Origin of the sequence: Paludibacillus litoralis (assembly GCF_037646705.1) — a bacterium.
Taxonomy (GTDB): Bacteria; Pseudomonadota; Alphaproteobacteria; order Rhodobacterales; family Rhodobacteraceae; genus Pikeienuella; species Pikeienuella litoralis.
In genome coordinates, this window is sequence record NZ_JBBHER010000004.1 from 189,664 (window position 1) to 208,101 (window position 18,438).

An 18,438-nucleotide genomic window follows, 5' to 3' on the forward strand; every position below is an offset into this window, starting at 1 on the left:
TCCGCCTCTTCGACGAAACCGGAATGTCGTTGGGCGCGCCTTTTCAGACTCTGATCGTCGGCGTCACCTGAACGAAAAGACGAGTGGCGGCGTCATATTGGCAAATGCGGGCCTGATTGATCGAATGCGTCGCCATGGTCGCGGGCAGGCCGAAATACCCGCCTGAGTCCCAGTTCCTGATCCGGCCGATCGCCTGCGCGAGATTTTGCGGCGTCGGCTCGAGATCGGCCGCGACGACATCCAGAAAGATCTTCTCGAGAATCGCGAACGTCGCCAGCTCCTGCAGCGACCAGGCCGTGATGTGGTCGGAAACCGCGCGCCCATATTTCGCTTCCCTGAACGCGACGATCTCCCGATACGCGGGATGGTCGGCCGCTTCATAGAGATAGCGGTAAGGCATGACGCCGGCGTAGCCGTCCATCGCACCGCCGTAACGGTCCTGTTTCGCCCGGATCGTTTTCAGGTCCATGCTCCAGAACGTTCCGACGAATTGCGCGTCGACCCCGAGCGCGCGCGCCTCGGCGAGGATTTCGGGCCAGACGCCGGCCACATATCCATGGATGAAAACATGGTCGACCCCGGCCCGGTCGAGCTTCGCGGCGTATCCCGCCGCATCGACGCCCTGAAGCTTCGTCGCCAGCTCGATCACGATCTCGAGGCCCAGATCCGCGGCGGCCGCGCGCGCATGGGCCAGCGGATCACGGCCGAACGCGGTGTCGGAATAGACGACCGCGACGCGCCGGCCGCCATTCCCGGCGATGTAACGCATCGCGATCTCCGCCATCGCGTCATAGCTCGGCCCGGAGATGAACTGGCAGGGATTCGCCTTGGGATCCGCCAACTCGTTTGCGAAACTCGCGCCGCCGCTCAGCACCGGCGTTCGCGCCAATTCGGGGCGCACCAGAGTCATGAACCCGGTGCTGTCGCCGAAATAGAAATGCGGCCTCACCTCCGCGGCCATGGTTCTTTTGAAATTGCTCAACGCCGTCTTCGGGTTGTAGCCAGAATCTTCAAAGGAGATATCAATGCGCCTGCCGGCGATCCCGCCGGCCGCGTTCTTCATCTCCACCCAGTCCTGGGTGCTCTTCAGGCCGTCGAGGCCGATTTCGGCGAACGGTCCGGTCAGCGGGAGAGACCCGCGAATGATCCATCTGTCGGCGGCGCGCGCGCGTGAGAGAGAGGGCGCGGCGAGCGCCGCGACGCCGAAGGCTGCGGCTTGTTTCAGGGCGATTCTGCGGGTCAGGGTCATATCGGCCTCTCTGATGACGGGTCGTCGCGGGTCTCAAGGCGCTCCGATCATAACCGAGAGCGGCGCCGCCTCAATGGAAAGCGCCGCCTCGATCCCCGTTCCCGATCAGCAGTACCGCTCCGGCCCCACCCATTGCGCGGCCGAATAGCGGTCGCCATGCGCCCAGCCGACCGGAAGCACGGCGTCGATCCTCGCGATATCCTCCGGCGAAACCGTCATCTCCGCGCCGCGCGCCGCTTCCCGAAGATGCGCGATCGACCGCGTTCCCGGGATCGGCAGGACATGCGCGCCGCGGGTCAGGAGCCACGCGATGGCCAGCGCCGCCGCCGGCTCCCCCATCTCGGCGGCAAGCGCCTGAAAGCGGCCCACAATCGCCAGGTTCGCGGAGAGATTCGGCTCCTGAAACCGCGGATTGACCCTCACGAACGGCAGATCGGCGACCTTCTCCGCTCCATGCGGCGCATCGGTGAGCAGAGACCGGCCGAGCGGTGAAAACGCCACCAACGCCACGCCGAGCTCCGCGCATGTCTGCCGCAGCCCCAGATCCGGCGACCGGGTGGAGAGCGAGTATTCGGACTGCACGGCCGCGACGGGATGAACCGCATGCGCCCGCCGGAGCGACGACGGCGCGATTTCGGAGAACCCGATCGCGCGGCATTTTCCCGCCTTCACCAATGCGCCGAGCGCGTCCGCAACGTCTTCGATCGGCAGATCCGGGTCGCGGCGGTGGACATAGAAAAGATCCACCGCATCCACGCCGAGCCGCCGAAGGCTGCCGTCGAGTTCGGCCTCGAGATGCGCGCGGCTGTTGTCGAAGCGGCGCGCGCCATCCGCCCCCCGCGTGATTCCGGCTTTGGTCGCGATCACGAATGGAGACTCGCCGCCCCTTCTGCGCAACCAGTCGCCGATCACGGTCTCGGATCGGCCGGCGCCATAAACGTTCGACGTGTCGATGTGATCGACGCCGAGTTCGACGCAGGCGTCCAGCACCTGCATCGAGCCCTTGTCGCTGGCCGGGCCGTAGAAATCCGAGAACGACATCGCCCCGTATCCGACGGCGCCGACCGAAGGGCCGGCGGCGCCGAGCCGCCGACGCGGCATCGTCATTTCGGCGCCATCCGGATTGCGCCGTCGAGCCGCACGACATCCCCGTTCAACATGACGTTCTCGATCATGTGGCGCGCCAGATTGGCGTATTCCTCCGGCCGGCCGAGCCGCGCGGGGAACGGCACCTGCGCGCCAAGGCTCCTTTGCGCCTCCTCCGGCAGGCCTTTCAGCATCGGCGTCAGGAACAGCCCGGGCGCGATGGTCATCACCCGGATGCCGGAGCGCGAAAGATCGCGCGCCATCGGCAGGGTCATCCCGACGACGCCCGCTTTCGAGGACGCGTAGGCGACCTGGCCGATCTGGCCGTCGAACGCCGCGACGGACGCCGTGGTGATCATCACTCCGCGCTCGCCGTCGTCATTGACCGGATCGGCGGCGGCCATGCCGGCGGCGGCCTGCGCGCAGCAGTTGAACGTTCCGATCAGGTTGATCCCGATGACCTTCGCATATTCCGCCGCGTCATGGGGGGAGCCGTCGCGGTTCACGGTGCGCTGCGGCGGGGCGACGCCGGCGCAATTCACGAGGATCCGCTCCTGGCCGTGCGCGGCGCGGGCCGCCTTCAACCCCTCCGAGACCGAGTCCGCCTCCGCGACGTTCACCTTTGCGAAGACCCCGCCAATCTCCGCGGCGACGGCCTTGCCCGCCTCTTCATTCATGTCAAAAATCGCGACCTTCGCGCCGAGCTCGGCCAGCATCCGCGCCGTCGCCTCGCCAAGCCCTGACGCGCCGCCGGTGACGACCGCCGCCTGTCCCTTGATGTCCATGATCTCGTCCTTTCTCGTTTCTGTTATTTTTCGTCGTCCACGCCGCGCGCCGCCGACCTTGATCCGAAGGCGGCCGTCATCAGCCGCCTGGTGTATTCATGCCGCGGCGCATCGATCACCGCCGTCGTCTCGCCTTCCTCCACCACCTCGCCGGCCTTCATCACCATGACGCGGTGGCTCATCGCGCGGATCACGCGGAGGTCATGGCTGATGAAGATATAGGCGAGGCTGTATTTTTGTTGAAGCCCGCGCAGAAGGTCGATGATCTGGGTCTGCACGGTCATGTCCAGCGCCGAGGTCGGCTCGTCCAACACCACGAGTTTCGGCTTCAGGATCATGGCGCGCGCGATGGCGATCCTCTGACGCTGGCCGCCGGAGAACTCATGTGGATAGCGGTCCATCGCCTCTTCCGGGAGGCCGACCTCGCGCAGTCTTTCCTTCACCAGGTCGCGCGGGGAGCGGTCGTCGGCGATCCGGTGGACGCCGAGCCCCTCCGCTATGATCTCGAAGCAGGACATGCGCGGCGACAAGGAGCCGTACGGGTCCTGGAACACGATCTGCATCTCCCGGCGGAGCGGGCGGAGCGCGCGCCGGCTCAGCCCGCCGATGTCGCGGCCGATGAAGGCGATCCGCCCCTCGGCCTCGATCAGCCGCATCAGCGCCAGCGCCACCGTCGTCTTGCCGGATCCGGATTCGCCGACGACGCCCAACGTCTCCCCCTCATGGACGCGGACATTCGCCCCGGTCACCGCCTTCACATAGCCGACGGTGCGCCGGAGAAAGCCGCGCCGGATCGGAAACCAGACCTTCAGCGCCTCGGCCTCCGAGATGACCGGGGCGTTCGGCGCAACCGGGGCCGGCCGGCCGGTCGGCGCGGAGTTCAGGAGCTTTTTCGTATAGGGATGTTCGGGCTTCGCGAACACGTCGGCGGTGACGCCCGTCTCCACGATCAGGCCTTGGCGCATCACTGCGACCCGGTCCGCGATCCGCTGGACGATGTTGAGATCATGGGTGATGAAAAGCATCGAAAGCCCTTCATCCCGCCGCAGATCCTTCAGAAGATCGAGAATCTGCGCCTCGATCGTCACATCGAGCGCGGTGGTCGGCTCGTCCGCGATCAGAAGGTCGGGCTTGTTGGCCAGCGCCATCGCGATCATCACCCGCTGGCGCTGTCCGCCGGAGAGCTGATGCGGAAACGCGCCGAGCCGGCTCTCCGCGTCCGCGACGCCAACCTTGTCGAGAAGGTCGAGGATGCGCGCGCGCGCCGCCGCGCCCCGCAGCCCCTGATGGACCGCGAGGCTCTCCCCGATCTGCCTCTCGATCGGGTGGAGCGGATTGAGCGAGGTCATCGGCTCCTGAAAAACGAAGCTCACGTCATTGCCCCGCACCGCGCGAAGCTGCGCCTCGTCGGCGCCCGCCAACTCGCGGCCTTCATACAGAACCGAGCCCTCGATGACTGCGGATTTCGGGGTCAGCCCGACCGTCGAGAGAGCGGTGACGGATTTGCCCGAGCCCGACTCCCCAACCAGAGCCAGCACCTCCCCACGCGCGACATCGAAGGAGACGCCGCGCACCGCCGGCGCGATGCTCCCCTCGGAGCGAAAACCGACCTTGAGGTCGCGAACGCTGAGCACGTTCATGAAAAGGTCTTTCGCGGGTCGAAAGCGTCACGCACCGCTTCGAAGATGAACACCAGAAGCGACAGCATGATGGCGAAGGTCAGAAACGCGGTGACGCCAAGCCACGGCGCCTGAAGATTGTTCTTCCCCTGCAGCGCGAGATCGCCGAGCGACGGATAATCCGCCGGCAACCCGAAGCCGAGAAAATCGAGGCTGGCGAGGATGGAGACCGATCCCGCCAGAAGAAACGGCACGAATGTCAGCGTCGCCACCATCGCGTTCGGCAGAAGATGGCGGAACATGATCGGCCAGTCGGAGACGCCGAGCGCCCGCGCCGCCCGCACATATTCGAAGTTCCGCGCCCGCAGAAACTCCGCGCGCACCACGCCGACCAGCGCCGTCCATGAGAACAACGTAAGCAGGATCATGAGAATCCAGAAATTCGGCGTGATGACCGCCGAGACGATGATCAGCACGTAGAGCGTCGGGATGTTGCCCCAGATCTCCACGACCCTTTGAAAGAAGAGATCGACCCAACCGCCGAAGAACCCCTGCGTCGCGCCGGCGAGGACGCCGATGAGCGAAGAGAGAATGGTGACCGAGAACCCGAAGAGCACCGAAATCCGGAACCCGTAGATCACCCGCGCCAGCACGTCGCGCGTCTGGTCGTCGGTGCCGAGCCAGTTCCGGGAGGACGGCGGCGCCGGCGCCGTCTCCACCTCGTAATTCGGCGTGTCATAGGAGAAAGGGATCAGCGGCCAGATCATCCAGCCCGGCGTCTCCCCCGCTTCGACGATCCCATCGCCATTGCCGCGGATCAGATCCTGGACAAACGGGTCCGTGTAATCGGGTTCGGTCCCGAAATCGCCGCCGAAATAGGTTTCCGGGTAGAAGGTGAGCATCGGGAAGTGCAACTCCCCCTTGAACGACATCACCAGCGGCTTGTCGTTCGCGACCACCTCCGCGAAGAGCGATATGAGAAAGAGCGCGAGAAAGATCCACAGCGACCACCAGCCGCGCCGGTTCGCCTTGAAATTCCGCCAGCGTCGCTGGCCGATCGGGGTGAGACGAAACATCAGCGGCCCTCGAAATCAATCCGCGGGTCGATCTGCGTATAGACGAGATCGGTGATCAGCTGCATCAGAAGCCCGATCAGCCCGAAAAGAAAGAGCGTCCCGAACACCACCGGATAATCGCGCTTGATGATGCTCTCATAGCCAAGGAGCCCAAGCCCATCGAGCGAGAAGATCGTCTCGATCAGGAGAGAGCCGGTGAAGAAGATCGAGACGAAAGCCGCCGGAAACCCGGCGACGACGATCAGCATCGCGTTCCGGAAGACATGCCCGTAAAGAACCCGGCTTTCCGACAGCCCTTTCGCGCGGGCGGTCACGACATATTGTTTGCCGATCTCGTCGAGAAAGGAGTTCTTCGTCAGGAGCGTCAGCGTCGCGAACCCGGAAATCGCCATCGCCAGAACCGGCAGCGCGACATGATGAAGGTAATCGAGCGCATAGCCGATGGTCGAGAGCTGCTCCGCGCCGCTCGAATGCAGCCCTCTGAGCGGGAACCATTGAAAATAGCTGCCGCCGGCGAAAAAGATCAGCAGCATGATCGCGAACAGAAACCCCGGGATCGCATAGCCGACGATGATGATTCCCGATGTCCAGACATCGAACCGGGACCCCTCCTTCACCGCCTTGCGGATGCCGAGCGGAATCGAGACGAGATAGCTCAGAAGCGTCGTCCAGATTCCCAGCGATATCGAGACCGGCATCTTCTCCAGGATCAGATCGATGACCGACACGGAGCGGAAGTAGCTCTCGCCGAAATCGAAGCGGACATAGTTCCAGACCATGTTCAGGAACCGCTCCAGCGGCGGCTTGTCGAAACCGAACTGGCGCTCCAGATCCTCGATGAACTCGGGGTCGAGCCCCTGCGCGCCCTTGTACTGGCTCTCGCCGGACGCGCCCGCCGCCGCATCGCCGCCGCCGGAAAACCGTTCCGTCACACCCCCGGTCGCCTGCGTCAGCTGCGCGATCACCTGCTCCACCGGCCCGCCCGGGGCGAACTGGATGATGGCGAAATTGATCGCCAGAATCCCGAACAGCGTCGGAATGATCAGGAGCAGGCGTCGAAGGATATAGGCGGCCATGGCCGGAGGTTTTGGGCGTGGGCGCGGCTGGGGTCAAGAGGCTCGGCGCCCCCTCTCTCCGGCGTCAGTTCGTTTCCGGGCGGCGCACCCTCGGGCCAAGCGCCGCGACGACGGCCCGCGCGTCATACGCTTCAGGCGCCCCCGCCGGCTTTTCGCCGGTCATGACCATGATCTCGGCGATGGTCTGATAGCGTTTGATCTCGCGGGTCTCGAACGTGTCGAAGGTGGAGAAGCCGAAGCGGCGCCCGTATACGCCATAGGGATAGGGACCAGCGCCGACCGTGACCCGCTGCGTATCCGTTTCGGTGTCCTCCCGCACGACCTGGAACCAGTCCCCGCCCGCCGCCAGCGTCACCTCCGCCGCGCGAAGGAGAACGCCGGTCTCCACCTCCTCGCGGCTGGTCACGCTGTTGCCGGTGAACGTGACCCGGTAGCGGCCCGGCTCCAACTCCATCTCGCTGAAGCCTTCGGCCCCGACCACGCCCGGCGCCGCCGGTTCATAAGGCGTCGGCGCGGCGCAGGCCATGAGCGACACCGCCGCGCCGGCCGCGCACAACATGCCGATGACAGTTCGTTTCGAGACCATGCGTCGCTCCGATGTCGCCTGTTCCCGGACATGATATGATCGCGCCGGGTCCGCGGAAAGCGCAATAGGCGCGCCCCGCCCTATTCTTCGCCTCGCGCCGCGGTGAGGGCGGCGTCGCGCTCCGCGTCGCGCCACCAGCGGTCGACAACGCCCCGCGCGAAGGGCGGCTTGGTCTCCGGCCGGCCGAACCGGTCCCACCAGGCGATGGTGTGGCTCGCCTTGGACCATTGCGGAACCCATATGTGGAGCGCGCGGAGCGCCCGGTCGAGCGCCGAGACCGCGGCCGCATGTTCGGGCGCGGTCTTCGCCGCGACCACGGCTTCGATCAACGCGTCGATCGCCGGATTGGCGACGCCGGAGAGATTGAGCGTATCCTCCGCCTCCGCCGCCTCCGAGCCGAACAACGTCCAAAGCTCGACGCCCGGCGTCGACTGCATCGTCATCCGGGCGATGGTGATGTCGAAATCATAGGTCTTCATGCGCTCCTGCCTCTGCGCCGGATCCACGGTCCGCATCGTCGCATCGACGCCAATCTGGCGAAGATTGCGGATATACGGCTGCGTGATGCGCTGAAAGGCCGGACTGTCATCAAGGAATTCGACCGAGAGCGGCGTTCCCGCCGCATTCCGGCGGAGCCGGTCAGGGCCGAGCGTCCAGCCCGCCTCGTCCAGCAGCGCGCCGGCGGCCAGAAGCTGGGTGCGAAGGCGCCCGGAGCCGTCCGTCTTTGGCGGAGTGAAGGCCGGCGCGGTCAGGATGTCGGGCGGAAGCGCGTCGGCCAGCGGCGCCAGCAGCGCGAGCTCGGCCGCCGAAGGCGGACCCGACGCCGCGAGCGGAGAGCCTTGAAAGAAGCTCGTCGTCCGGGAGTAGAGCCCGTAAAAAAGCGTCCGGTTCGACCATTCGAAATCGAACACCATCGCAATCGCGCGGCGCACCAGCGGATCGGAGAGATTCGGGCGGCGGAGATTGAACCAGTAGCCCTGCGCCCCGGATGGGCGGAGATCCGGCAATGTGGCGAGCTTCACCTGCCCCGCCGCCACCGCCGGAAAGTCATAGGCCGTCGCCCAGAGTTTCGAGTAAAACTCTTCGTGAAGGTCATAGGCGCCGGACTTGAACGCTTCGAAGGCTGCGGTCTCATCGCGGAAATACTCATATTCCAGGCGATCGAAATTCCAGCGGCCGCGATTCACCGGAAGATCCCGCGCCCAGTAATCGTCGCGCCGCTCATAGACGATTGAGCGCCCCGTCCGCACCTCGCCGATCCGATACGGCCCGGAGCCGATGAGAGGCTCCAGCGTCGACTCGGCGAAAGCCCGCCCCTCCCACGACGCGCGGGAGAGAACCGGGATCGACGCCGCGAGCATCGGCAGATCGCGCGTGGACGCGCCTTCGCGAAACGTGAAGCGCACTCGGCCTGGCGCCAGCGCCTCCACGCGCTCGACAGGCTTGAGACGAATCCGCCACGAGGGAGACCCTTCGTCCCTGAGAGTCTCGAATGAAAAGACGACGTCATCCGCCGTCAGCGGCGTCCCATCGGAAAAGCGGGCCTCCGGCCTCAGGTCGAACTCGGCCCAGGAGCGGTCCTGCGGATAGGTCACGCTCTTCGCGATCAGGCCATAGACGGCGTCCAACTCGTCCGCGGCGGGGATCATCAGCGGCTCGAAGACGAGAAGCGCGACCTCCAGCGCCGCCTCCCCCTTCAGAATGAAGGGGTTGAGGCTGTCGAACGTCTTCGCGGCGAAGGTCGAGCGGGTTCTGAGCCGCCCGCCTTTCGGCGCATCGGGATTCACGTGCTCGAAATGCGCGAAATCCGCAGGGTACTTCAGCGCGCCGAAGGCCGACACGCCATGCGCCGTCACCGGCGCGGCCAAGGCGCCGGGCGCCGCGAGGAGCAGCGCCGCCGCAAGAACCCGTTGAGCGGAGCGGACGATGAAGCGCCCCGCGCTCATCTTCCCTCCTCGATCCCGGCGGCCTTCGCCTCATCCCACCACCAGACGGTCGGAAACGCGGGATCGCGCGGCGGGAGCGGATCCGGATGGCCGAACCGGTCCCACCAGGCGATGCGCTCGAACGGCGTGTAAAGCTGCGGGATCATGTAGCGTCGCCAGAGCAGAACCCGGTCCAGCGCGCGGCAGGCGGCCTCCAGCTCGGCCCGGTCGACGGCGAAGATGATGCGGTCGATCAGCGCGTCGACCGCAGGATCGGCGACCCCGCCGACATTGCGCGCCCCGACCCGCATCGCCGTCTCCGACCCCCAGAACTCACGCTGCTCGTTGCCGGGGCTTTCGGAATTCGCCACGACCCAGATGATCATGTCCCAATCGAACGCGTCGTCCTGCGCCACGCGCCGGATATATTGCGGCCCGTCGACGACGCGGAGACTGGCCCGGAAGCCGAGCTGCTCGAGATTCCTGATGAACGGCAGGATGACCCGCGCCTGATTGTCCTGCGCCGAGAGGAACTCGATCTCGAACGGCGCGCCGTCCGGGCCGCGAAGAACGCCGTCGCTCACGCTGTAGCCGGCCTCCTTCAAAAGCCTCTCCGCGCGCTTCAGCTGCGCGCGGTTGCGCCCTGAGCCGTCGGTTTTCGGCGGCGTCCAGGGCGGGCCGAACACCTCGTCCGGGATCTGGCCGCGGAGCGGCTCCAGCATCGCAAGCTCTGCGCCCTCCGGCGCGCCGGACGGCATCAGACTGTCCGTGCCCTGAAAATAGCTGGTCGGGCGGGCGTATTGGCCGAAATAGACCACCTTGTTCGTCCGCTCGAAATCGAACGCGAGCCCGATCGCCTCGCGCACCCGCTGATCCCCGAATTTCGGGCGCCTGAGATTGAAGGCGAAGGTCTGCACCTGTTTCGGCCCCGTGGTGGCGACCTCGGCGCGTTTGACGGCGCCGCGCTCCACCGCGCGAAAGCTGTACTGCTGCGCCCATTTAGAGGCGGAGTTCTCCTCCCGGAAATCGAACCCGCCGGACTTGAATCCCTCGAACGCGGCGTCCGCGTCCAGAAAGACCTCATAGCGGATCCGGTCCAGATTGTGCTGGCCGCGATTCACCGGCAGATCGCGGCCCCAATACTCCTCCACCCTCTCATATTCGACGAAGCGGCCCGGCTCGAACGAACCGATCCGGTAGGGGCCGGAGCCAAGCGGCGGCTCCAGCGAGGAGCGATCGAACTCCCGATCCGTCCACCAGTGCTTCGGCAGAACCGCGAGCTGGCCCATGATATGCGGCAGTTCGCGGTTTCCGGCCTTGTCGAAATCGAAGCGGACGACCCCCTCGCCCATATCCCGCGCGCCGGTCACGTTGGCGTAGTAGAACCGGTATTGCGGATGGCCCTTGGTCGTCAGCGCTTCGAACGAGAAGACGACATCCGCCGCCGTCACCGGCGCGCCGTCATGCCAGCGCGCGCCGGCGCGCAGCTTGAAGGCCGCCCAGGAAAAATCCGCCGGATACTCGATCCACTCGGCCAGAAGCCCGTACATCGTCGATCCCTGGTCGAGCGACGGCGTCATCAGCGTATCGAAAATCAGGCTGACGCCGGCCGGGCTGTCGCCTTTCACGATGAACGGATTGAAGCTGTCGAAATTGCTCTGCGTCGCCAGCCGGGTCGCGCCGCCTTTCGGCGCATCCGGATTAACATAGTCGAAATGCGTGAAATCGGCCGGGTATTTCAACGCGCCGACCAGTGACGCGCCATGCGAGCGCCTGATCTCATCGCCGGCGCGCGCCCGCCCCGGCCGAACCGCTCCGGCCGCCATGCCGGCGGCGAGCGTGGTGGTGAACTCACGTCGTGTGATGCGCATGTCTCATTCCGAAAATGCTCGTCCTTCGGAGGCTAGTGGCCGCAACGTAGAGAGACAAGCACGCCAGAAAAAGGGCGCCGGCGCGGCGGCCCCCACGCATCCGCCTTGCTCTGAAGGGAGCCGAAAAAGAAAGGGCCGCCCGAAGGCGGCCCCGCGTCTCTGCTCATGAGCATATGAGCGTTATTCCTTGGCGGGCGCCTCGCCTTCCTCGGCGCCGGCCGGCGCCTCATCTTCGCTCGAAGAGGCCACGGCCGGCTGCGGGAGCGGTTCCGGAGACCCATCGGCCTCATTGAGATAGGCGATCAGGTCAGCCCTGTCGGCCGCCTTCGGAAGGCCCGCGAAGCTCATCGCGGTCCCGGGCGCATGTTTCCGCGGATTTTCAAGAAAATGGAAAAGATTCTCCGGCGTCCACTCGTCGCCCATCGCCAGAAGCGCGCCGGTGTACTTGTCGTACCCATCTGCGGAGTCGATCTCACGGCCGACAACGCCCCAGAGGTAAGGCCCGATGGCGTTCACGCCGTCCTCAAGCTTGTGGCACGCGGCGCATTTCTTGAACACCTTCTCGCCTCGCGCGGGGTCCGCCGCGGCGAAAATCTCGCCAATGTCGAGCGCCTCAGGCGCGGCGTCCGAGCTCTCCTCGACGGCGAGCGCGAAGGCCAGCTCCTCGCCCCCATGCGAATCAAAAATCTGCTCCGCGAAAAAACCGAGGCCAAGAAACACCAGCAGTGAAGCGCAAAACGCCCCGACAATCTTGTTAAGCTCCACTTTCGCCCTCCGCTTTCGTCCGCCCTCGCAGGTCGCGAACGTCCGTACTTTGATACGCCTATACAAGCTTCCCGCCGCGCCGGGCAAGGCGTATAAAGCGCGACGCATTGACCGGAGACAGAGCACGCATGGCCGAGACACCCCCCGCCGCCGACGGATCCCGCATCGCCTTTCAGGGCGAGTTCGGCGCCTATTCGCATCAGGCCTGCCGGGAGGTCTATCCGGAGATGGAGCCCTTGCCCTGCCAGACCTTTGAGGACGCCGTGACCGCGGTGAAAACCGGCGACGCGGCGCTCGCCATGCTCCCCGTCGAGAATTCACTTTACGGCCGGGTGGCGGATATCCATCGGTTGCTGCCGGAAAGCGGACTTTACATCATAGCCGAACATTTCGTTCCCGTCCGGATCGAGCTGCTCGGCGTGCCCGGGGCCACGCTGGAGGACGTGAAGGAGGCCCAGAGCCACACGGTTCTTCTCGGCCAGTGTCGCCGCTTCCTGAAGGCGCACGCGATCAAACCCGTGACCGGCGCCGACACCGCCGGCTCGGCCATGGCGGTCGCGACGGCCGGAAACAAGAGTCGCGCGGCCCTGGCCTCGAAACTCGCCGGAGAGATCTACGGCCTCGTCTCGCTCGCCTCCGACATTCAGGACGCGGCGCACAACACGACGCGGTTTCTCGTCATGAGCCCCCGGAAGATCGAAGCGGACCCGGCCGGCGGCCCGGCGATGACCAGCTTCGTCTTTCAGGTGCGCAACGTGCCCGCCGCGCTTTACAAGGCGATGGGCGGCTTCGCGACCAACGGCGTCAACATGGTCAAACTCGAAAGCTACATGGTCGACGGCTCATTCACCGCGACGCAATTCTACGCGGATGTCGAAGGCCATCCCGAAGACCGCTCCGTGCGCCTCGCCATGGAGGAGCTGGGCTTTTTCACCTCGTTTCTCAGAGTTCTCGGAACCTACCCGCGCAGCACGGCTCGGGACGGCCGCTGAAGCGCCAACGGCGCGCCAAAACCCTTGCGCCGCCGGCCCCGCCCCGCTAAAGACCGCCCGTTGTCGACCGACACACCATGGAGAGATGCCGGAGTGGTCGAACGGGGCGGTCTCGAAAACCGTTGAGGGCGCAAGTCCTCCCAGGGTTCGAATCCCTGTCTCTCCGCCACAACCTTCTGAAATTAATCAATATATTCTTCGGGTGCAAAACCCGCCCGGGACACTGAAGATCCCAAAAAGCGTCATACTATGACGTTTTCATGCTCCGCCGAGCGCACCGGCTATGCCGGATTTCGTCGGCTATGAGCGCACGATCCGGCATCCGCTTCGCGCATCGGACATGAAAAACCCGCCTCTCCGGGGGGGGGTTCATTCGGCGCGCGGCGGCGAGATTTCAGAGGCCGGAATTTCCGTCGGCCTGGGCGACCTTCTGCTCTTCCTGCGTCAGGTAGCGGAAATAGTAGCGCTCCGTAGTCACCACGGATCCGTGGCCGATATATCTCTGAACCTTGTAGACCGACCAACCCTCCTTCAGTCGCTCGGTGGCGAACTTGTGACGAATGTCGTGAAGGCGGGAGCCGAACCCGGTCTCCTGACCATAATCGTAGAAGAGATTCGACACCGACCGATAGTAGCCGCCTTCGGCGCGGTTCCAGAACACGAACGGCGAATGGTTCGCCCGAGGGACCGCAAGAAGGATGTCGATGGCCTGCTGGCGCGCAGCAGCGCCTTTTCGGCGGCTTTCCGGCTCGGCGCCAGGTCAGCCTTCAGCGCTTTCGGAAAAACCGCATTCTTATTCAATAAATCAGGCAAACCGCCCGCGAAGAGGCGCTGAACGACTGGCTGCAGCGTCAGGATGACACGGCCGATAGATCGCCAAACACTGACCGGAGAGTTAGGCCGTCAGGCTCCCGAACCTCCTGCCTACAGTAGGAAATATTAAAGCCGCCACTTTAGAAAATCGAGGCGACCCCTCCGCCGCTTTGTTCGACTGAGCGAATAATGTAGACACCAAAAGCACCTACATAATAGTACTTAAAGTACATATTTAATATTGCAAAATATCAATAATCTCAAAGTCATCGCCATTAACATACATTACTAATACTACCAATTAACCTATTAACCATGATATAGAAAGTCATTACACTGACTCTATATTCTTACGGAAATACGATAAATAATTTTACCTATTGATATATCGTATTGCATATTTTTTGCTTCTATAGCATTGATATTGCCTTGCTATGGCCGTACGATGGTTGGCAGCCTATTATTTACACCGGTAGTCACCATGCCGTTATTTAAATTTGAAAATTCACTTTACTACTACGCCCATGTTCCAAAATGTGGCGGATCGTCTGTTAATATGTATATAAAGGAACGATTTGGAGCCTTGGCTTTTTACGATAGTAATTTTATCCAATCTGGTCACAATAGAGAACGGCAATGGACGAGATCGTCTCCACAACATGTGGATTGCGAGTCTATGGAGCGCTTAATCCCTTTGCATTTTTTCGATTGGACGTTTTCAGTCGTCCGACACCCTGTCTCCCGGATCGTTAGTACATTTCACTTCCAGAAAGAAGTAGAACGATCCATTCCAGAAAATATTGGATTTTCTGAATGGATTGAAAATATCGACCATCAAGAGCTTTACTTTAAATATGATAATCACATACTGCCAATGAATAGAATAGTACCAGATAGATCTATGATATTCCATCTTGAGCATGGACTAGACAGTCTGATAATTTGGTTGGATATGATCACTGGAAGGCAAGACGCCCCTCGCGCTTTCGCGGAAGTAAACCGGCGCGGAGCCTATACGAAAAAGAGGGGGCCATTGTCGCGGAATATTGAACCCAGCTCCAAAGACCTGGATCGCATCGCGGCGCTTTACGCCGAGGATTTTGAGCGCTTTGGATATGATCTGAATGACCCTAAACCCAAAGCGTCTGCGCCTGTAATTTCGCCGGAATTCATTGCCGCCCGAGAGGCCGATATCAAGCGCATGAACGCCCCATTGGCGCGGTTGAGCCGAAAAATTCGACGGCGGATTTCCAAAAGTCTAAATTCTTGAACACGCCACGAACACAATCCCTGAAGTTCACTCTGTGAGCCAAGCACCCGGCGCGCGGGATGACTCTCGTTTTGCTGGCCTTCGACAGAGATCTTGACGACCTCCAGAGACGCGCCGCCTCATAAGTCAGCCGGTCTGTCACCCGGCCATTCGGGCGAAATATCGACGTCGAAAAATCAACAGGAAACCGACTCTCACCGGCTTGACGGCCATTCCGTCGAGAGCGTCTCGCCATGGCTCTCTCCTCGCTCGCGGCGATCATGCGGCTGTCGCGCAGAAAATCCACTCATCCCTGCTGTTCAGATTTCTGGAGCCATCTCTGGTTGCGCGATGAGGCGATACTGGATGTATCGGCGCTTCGCCGCCTGTCGGTTGTCCCAGATCGCGCGGCAGATGATGGCGTCATGCTCGCCAGGATAGCTGCCGCCCCTGTGGGCGGCCTCACCAATCTAGGCGCGGCTGTACAGAAGGCGGTACAGATACTGCTTGTCGGCCCTGTTGCCTCGGCTGGTCTGGATGCCGCGCGCCGCCAGTTCCCGCGCCAGTCCCGTACCCGAACCGATCTCGATAAGGCGCGGCCACCATCCCGATCGTTTACCAGGGAGCCAGGCCGAACAGCCCTTTCATCATCAGGCGGAACGGAATCGCGGTATCGGAGAATACCGGCGGACGGCCTGGGCGGCGGCCCACGCCATATCCTTGTCGAGCCAGATCAGCAGTGATCCCCGCCGCCTCAGCGTTTCATTGCAGGACTTCCAGTTCGTCGTGCGGTAGCGAGTAGGTTCGGGCGTGCGCCGAATAAGTTTTGGTAAGCCGCCACAAAAAAGCATTTTCTGCTTGTCCCACGACGGAACTCGCCCCACGATTGCGGGACTGCTTCAATCTGGATTTACGTGCGGCCGCAGCTTGCGTCACTTGTCCGGACGGAAATCGGAAGTGAAGAATGCCTGTCCCGGCCATCTATCGAAAGCCTGCGGGTGCGCCCGGCGCCATTCCGTCGCAAGCGTCCATCGAGAATATCGTTTTTGAGGGCGGAGGGCCAAAGGGCCTCGTCCATATCGGCGGGGTCCGGGTGCTGGAAGAGAAGCGCATGACCGCCGGCCTTCGCAATGTCGGCGGCGCCTCGGCCAGGGCAATGATGACCTCCACCGTCGGTCTGGGGTTTGACGCGGCCCAAACCCGGGAAAGCGGCGAGGCGCAGTTCATCGGCGGACTGACCGCTACTTCCGATGACGACATGCTCAGTTGTCCGGCAAAGGCGATTCAGGACCAGAAGAATCTTTTCGGAGCATCGGAATTGCGTGGGCGGAGCCCCCACCGGGGCGAAAAGCTCCATGCCTGGTTTGCGAGCCTTATCGACCGGCGCGTAGCTGAGGCGAAAGCGCTTCTTGAGCCGCAAGGGGCGGAGGCGACCGCCTTTCGGACCGGCCTCGCCGCCAAGCGGGGCGATATCAGGGTTTCCGAGCTTGCCCGGCGGGGCGAGATGTCGCCCGATCCGAGTCTCCGCGATCTTGCCTTCATCGGCGCGAACCACACCGACCGCCGGATCGCGCTGTTCAGCGCCGCGGGTTTGCGCAAGATCAGACGGGGCATGTCGAGGCAAGGCCCTGCAACCCCGGGAGTCAAAGTCGGCAAAACCGACGAGATCCGGACGATCCTCCGGGAGGCGGCGCAGGAGGACAGACGCTCTGAACTCGCCAGGGCCTGGGACGATATCAAGGCCCGCTTGGAAGCCTCGATCACCAGGATCGCTGCCGCTGCGGCCAATACCGTGGGCGATAAGGTCGTCCATGGCGAATACGCGCAACGGACCGTGCAGATCCCCGACCTCTACTACTCCAACCTTCATATTCGATCTGACCGGCGAGGAAAAAGCCAAGATGCGCGGCGCAGGGAAAAACGCGATACGGGAACGACTTTCCCTGTATTCCGGCGACGCCGGGGTCGAGGTTGAAATTCACGGAATATCTCAACTCGCCGATTTCATACCTCCCGAAGACTTTGTCGCCGCCTGCGCCGAAAATCTGCAGTTTATTGATGCCTTTACAACAGGAGCTACCGTCATGGCAGACGATTCTACCCCATTTGACCCGAGCAAGGACATCTATTCCGGCATTTCGGTGCTAAGCACCAATGACTGGCTCGAGATGACGACATTCTTCGATTGGTCGGTGATTTCCAGCCCGACAACAGAAGCGAAGATGCGCGCAACCCTTGGGATGGACGCGGCCGATCCGTTCCGGGACGAATTCGTCGAGGCGGTTGGCCTGTTCGGGGACCTGAAGACCTGCGGTGAAATGTTCAAGACCGATGTCGAGGGCAAGATGCTCGTGCTGGCCGATGACATCGTCCACTATAACGACTCGGCCGGCGCCACCTACGACCGCCTGATCGAGCTCGTCGACAAGTTCGACTGGGATGGCGCCCCGACCGACGCGACGCCGGACGACAAGTGGAAGGCGCTCATCGGCGTCTGGAATGTGGACGGGGTCGAAGGGCGGTCCAAGCAGATCCGCGACAGGTTCGCCAGCGCGCTCGACGCGCTCATCGCAGAGGCCAGCATACGCGCTGAAAAGGCCGACGCCCTGCAGCGGGCCATTCTGGCGCCTGACGGGATTACCGCCCGGCTCAAGACCTGCAAGCTTGCGTTCGCCGCCTCGAAGATCCGCTTTGACAAGGCGTTCGGCGCTGAGAGTGACGAGATGGTCCAGCTTCGCTCGGTCCTGAAGCAGTTTCAGGGCGAACTCAAAGCTCTGCAAAAGAAGGAAAGCGACGAGGTGATCGTGTTGGCGAGCTCGCCCGTCTACCTCGCCATTCCGATCTTCGGGCCCCTTATCATGGCCGGCGTCGAAATCGGGGTCGGCGTGGACCTCGCGCTCACCCGCGAGAAGATCAAGGCCAAGTTGAAGGAGATCGCCAAGTACGCCGAAAACATCGGGGTGCATGAGCGGTTCAACGGCTATTACACCACCGCGTCACAGGGCTATGACCGGGTCATCGGCCAGATCGACGATCTGACCCCGAAGATCGAGCTTTTGGGCAGGGCATGGCGGGCCATCGCCTCGGATCTCGAGAACGTCCGCAATATCCTGTCGAAAAGCGGGACTGCGGCCGTCGAGGGCGAGAACTGGTTCGCCCTCACCACGACCCTCTCCACCGCCCAACGAGGCTGGGCGAGGATCGCAGGTCAGGCGGACCGGTTCCGCAAGTTCGGGGGCGCGCCGAAGGCCAAGGACAATGTCGTCGACTTCTTCGCAGCAGCCGCGACCCAGGCGGCCTGAGCGCACCCCGCGCCGCCCTCACCGAAAAGGGGGCGGCGCACGGC

The 18,438-nt window shown here is 63.2% G+C and carries 15 protein-coding genes, 1 tRNA gene and 1 pseudogene; 5 read left to right on the forward strand and 12 right to left on the reverse strand.

The annotated features are described in order from the left end of the window. Positions 1-43 precede the first annotated feature (43 nt). From WG921_RS07745 to WG921_RS07790, 10 genes are all read right to left on the reverse strand, one after another. Positions 44-1,249 (reverse strand): ABC transporter substrate-binding protein, encoded by a 1,206-nt coding sequence (locus WG921_RS07745; protein WP_340108643.1) that lies wholly within the window; start codon positions 1,247-1,249, stop codon positions 44-46. Between the two features lie 105 nt (positions 1,250-1,354). Continuing rightward, the gene (locus WG921_RS07750; protein WP_340108927.1) at positions 1,355-2,350 is read right to left on the reverse strand and encodes an aldo/keto reductase; all 996 of its coding nucleotides are present in this window, start codon (positions 2,348-2,350) and stop codon (positions 1,355-1,357) included. A 2-nt stretch (positions 2,351-2,352) separates the two neighbouring features. Then, positions 2,353-3,120, reverse strand: coding sequence for an SDR family NAD(P)-dependent oxidoreductase (locus tag WG921_RS07755; RefSeq protein WP_340108644.1), 768 nt, complete (start codon positions 3,118-3,120; stop codon positions 2,353-2,355). A gap of 23 nt (positions 3,121-3,143) precedes the next feature. Next, a complete protein-coding gene (locus WG921_RS07760) occupies positions 3,144-4,760 on the reverse strand; it encodes an ABC transporter ATP-binding protein (protein WP_340108645.1) in 1,617 nt (538 codons plus the stop codon). After that, entirely contained in the window at positions 4,757-5,815 is a 1,059-nt protein-coding gene (locus tag WG921_RS07765) for an ABC transporter permease (RefSeq protein WP_340108646.1), read from the reverse strand. Before WG921_RS07765 ends, WG921_RS07760 begins: the two co-directional genes overlap by 4 nt. Further along, a complete protein-coding gene (locus WG921_RS07770) occupies positions 5,815-6,891 on the reverse strand; it encodes a microcin C ABC transporter permease YejB (protein WP_340108647.1) in 1,077 nt (358 codons plus the stop codon). The genes WG921_RS07765 and WG921_RS07770 overlap by 1 nt, the downstream gene beginning before the upstream one ends. A gap of 64 nt (positions 6,892-6,955) precedes the next feature. Then, on the reverse strand, positions 6,956-7,477 hold the full coding sequence (locus WG921_RS07775) for a CC0125/CC1285 family lipoprotein (protein WP_340108648.1): 522 nt from the start codon (positions 7,475-7,477) through the stop codon (positions 6,956-6,958). A gap of 80 nt (positions 7,478-7,557) precedes the next feature. Continuing rightward, positions 7,558-9,423, reverse strand: coding sequence for an extracellular solute-binding protein (locus WG921_RS07780; protein ID WP_340108649.1), 1,866 nt, complete (start codon positions 9,421-9,423; stop codon positions 7,558-7,560). Further along, positions 9,420-11,273: an extracellular solute-binding protein gene (locus WG921_RS07785; protein ID WP_340108650.1), complete on the reverse strand. Its 1,854-nt coding sequence runs from the start codon at positions 11,271-11,273 to the stop codon at positions 9,420-9,422. Before WG921_RS07785 ends, WG921_RS07780 begins: the two co-directional genes overlap by 4 nt. Before the next feature lie 180 nt (positions 11,274-11,453). Beyond that, positions 11,454-12,038 carry a c-type cytochrome gene (locus tag WG921_RS07790; RefSeq protein WP_340108651.1) on the reverse strand — a complete coding sequence of 195 codons (585 nt, stop codon included), beginning with the start codon at positions 12,036-12,038 and terminating at the stop codon, positions 11,454-11,456. A 128-nt stretch (positions 12,039-12,166) separates the two neighbouring features. On the opposite strand from WG921_RS07790, the gene WG921_RS07795 reads away from it, so the two are divergent. Both WG921_RS07795 and WG921_RS07800 read left to right on the forward strand, forming a co-directional pair. Beyond that, on the forward strand, positions 12,167-13,030 hold the full coding sequence (locus tag WG921_RS07795; RefSeq protein ID WP_340108652.1) for a prephenate dehydratase: 864 nt from the start codon (positions 12,167-12,169) through the stop codon (positions 13,028-13,030). Positions 13,031-13,109: 79 nt separating this feature from the next. Further along, positions 13,110-13,199: transfer RNA gene (locus tag WG921_RS07800), tRNA-Ser, on the forward strand. Positions 13,200-13,424: 225 nt separating this feature from the next. On the opposite strand, the gene WG921_RS07805 is transcribed toward WG921_RS07800, so the two are convergent. Next, positions 13,425-13,736 (reverse strand): site-specific integrase, encoded by a 312-nt coding sequence (locus tag WG921_RS07805; protein ID WP_340108928.1) that lies wholly within the window; start codon positions 13,734-13,736, stop codon positions 13,425-13,427. A gap of 552 nt (positions 13,737-14,288) precedes the next feature. On the opposite strand from WG921_RS07805, the gene WG921_RS07810 reads away from it, so the two are divergent. Further along, positions 14,289-15,113, forward strand: a complete 825-nt coding sequence (locus tag WG921_RS07810; RefSeq protein ID WP_340108653.1) for a sulfotransferase family 2 domain-containing protein — start codon at positions 14,289-14,291, stop codon at positions 15,111-15,113. Between the two features lie 606 nt (positions 15,114-15,719). On the opposite strand, the pseudogene WG921_RS07820 reads toward WG921_RS07810, so the two are convergent. Continuing rightward, a pseudogene (locus tag WG921_RS07820) lies at positions 15,720-15,943 on the reverse strand (transposase); the annotation flags it as partial. Between the two features lie 113 nt (positions 15,944-16,056). On the opposite strand from WG921_RS07820, the gene WG921_RS07825 reads away from it, so the two are divergent. After that, entirely contained in the window at positions 16,057-17,067 is a 1,011-nt protein-coding gene (locus WG921_RS07825; protein WP_340108654.1) for a patatin-like phospholipase domain-containing protein, read from the forward strand. Next, positions 16,994-18,394, forward strand: a complete 1,401-nt coding sequence (locus WG921_RS07830) for a hypothetical protein (protein ID WP_340108655.1) — start codon at positions 16,994-16,996, stop codon at positions 18,392-18,394. Before WG921_RS07825 ends, WG921_RS07830 begins: the two co-directional genes overlap by 74 nt. Positions 18,395-18,438 lie beyond the last annotated feature (44 nt).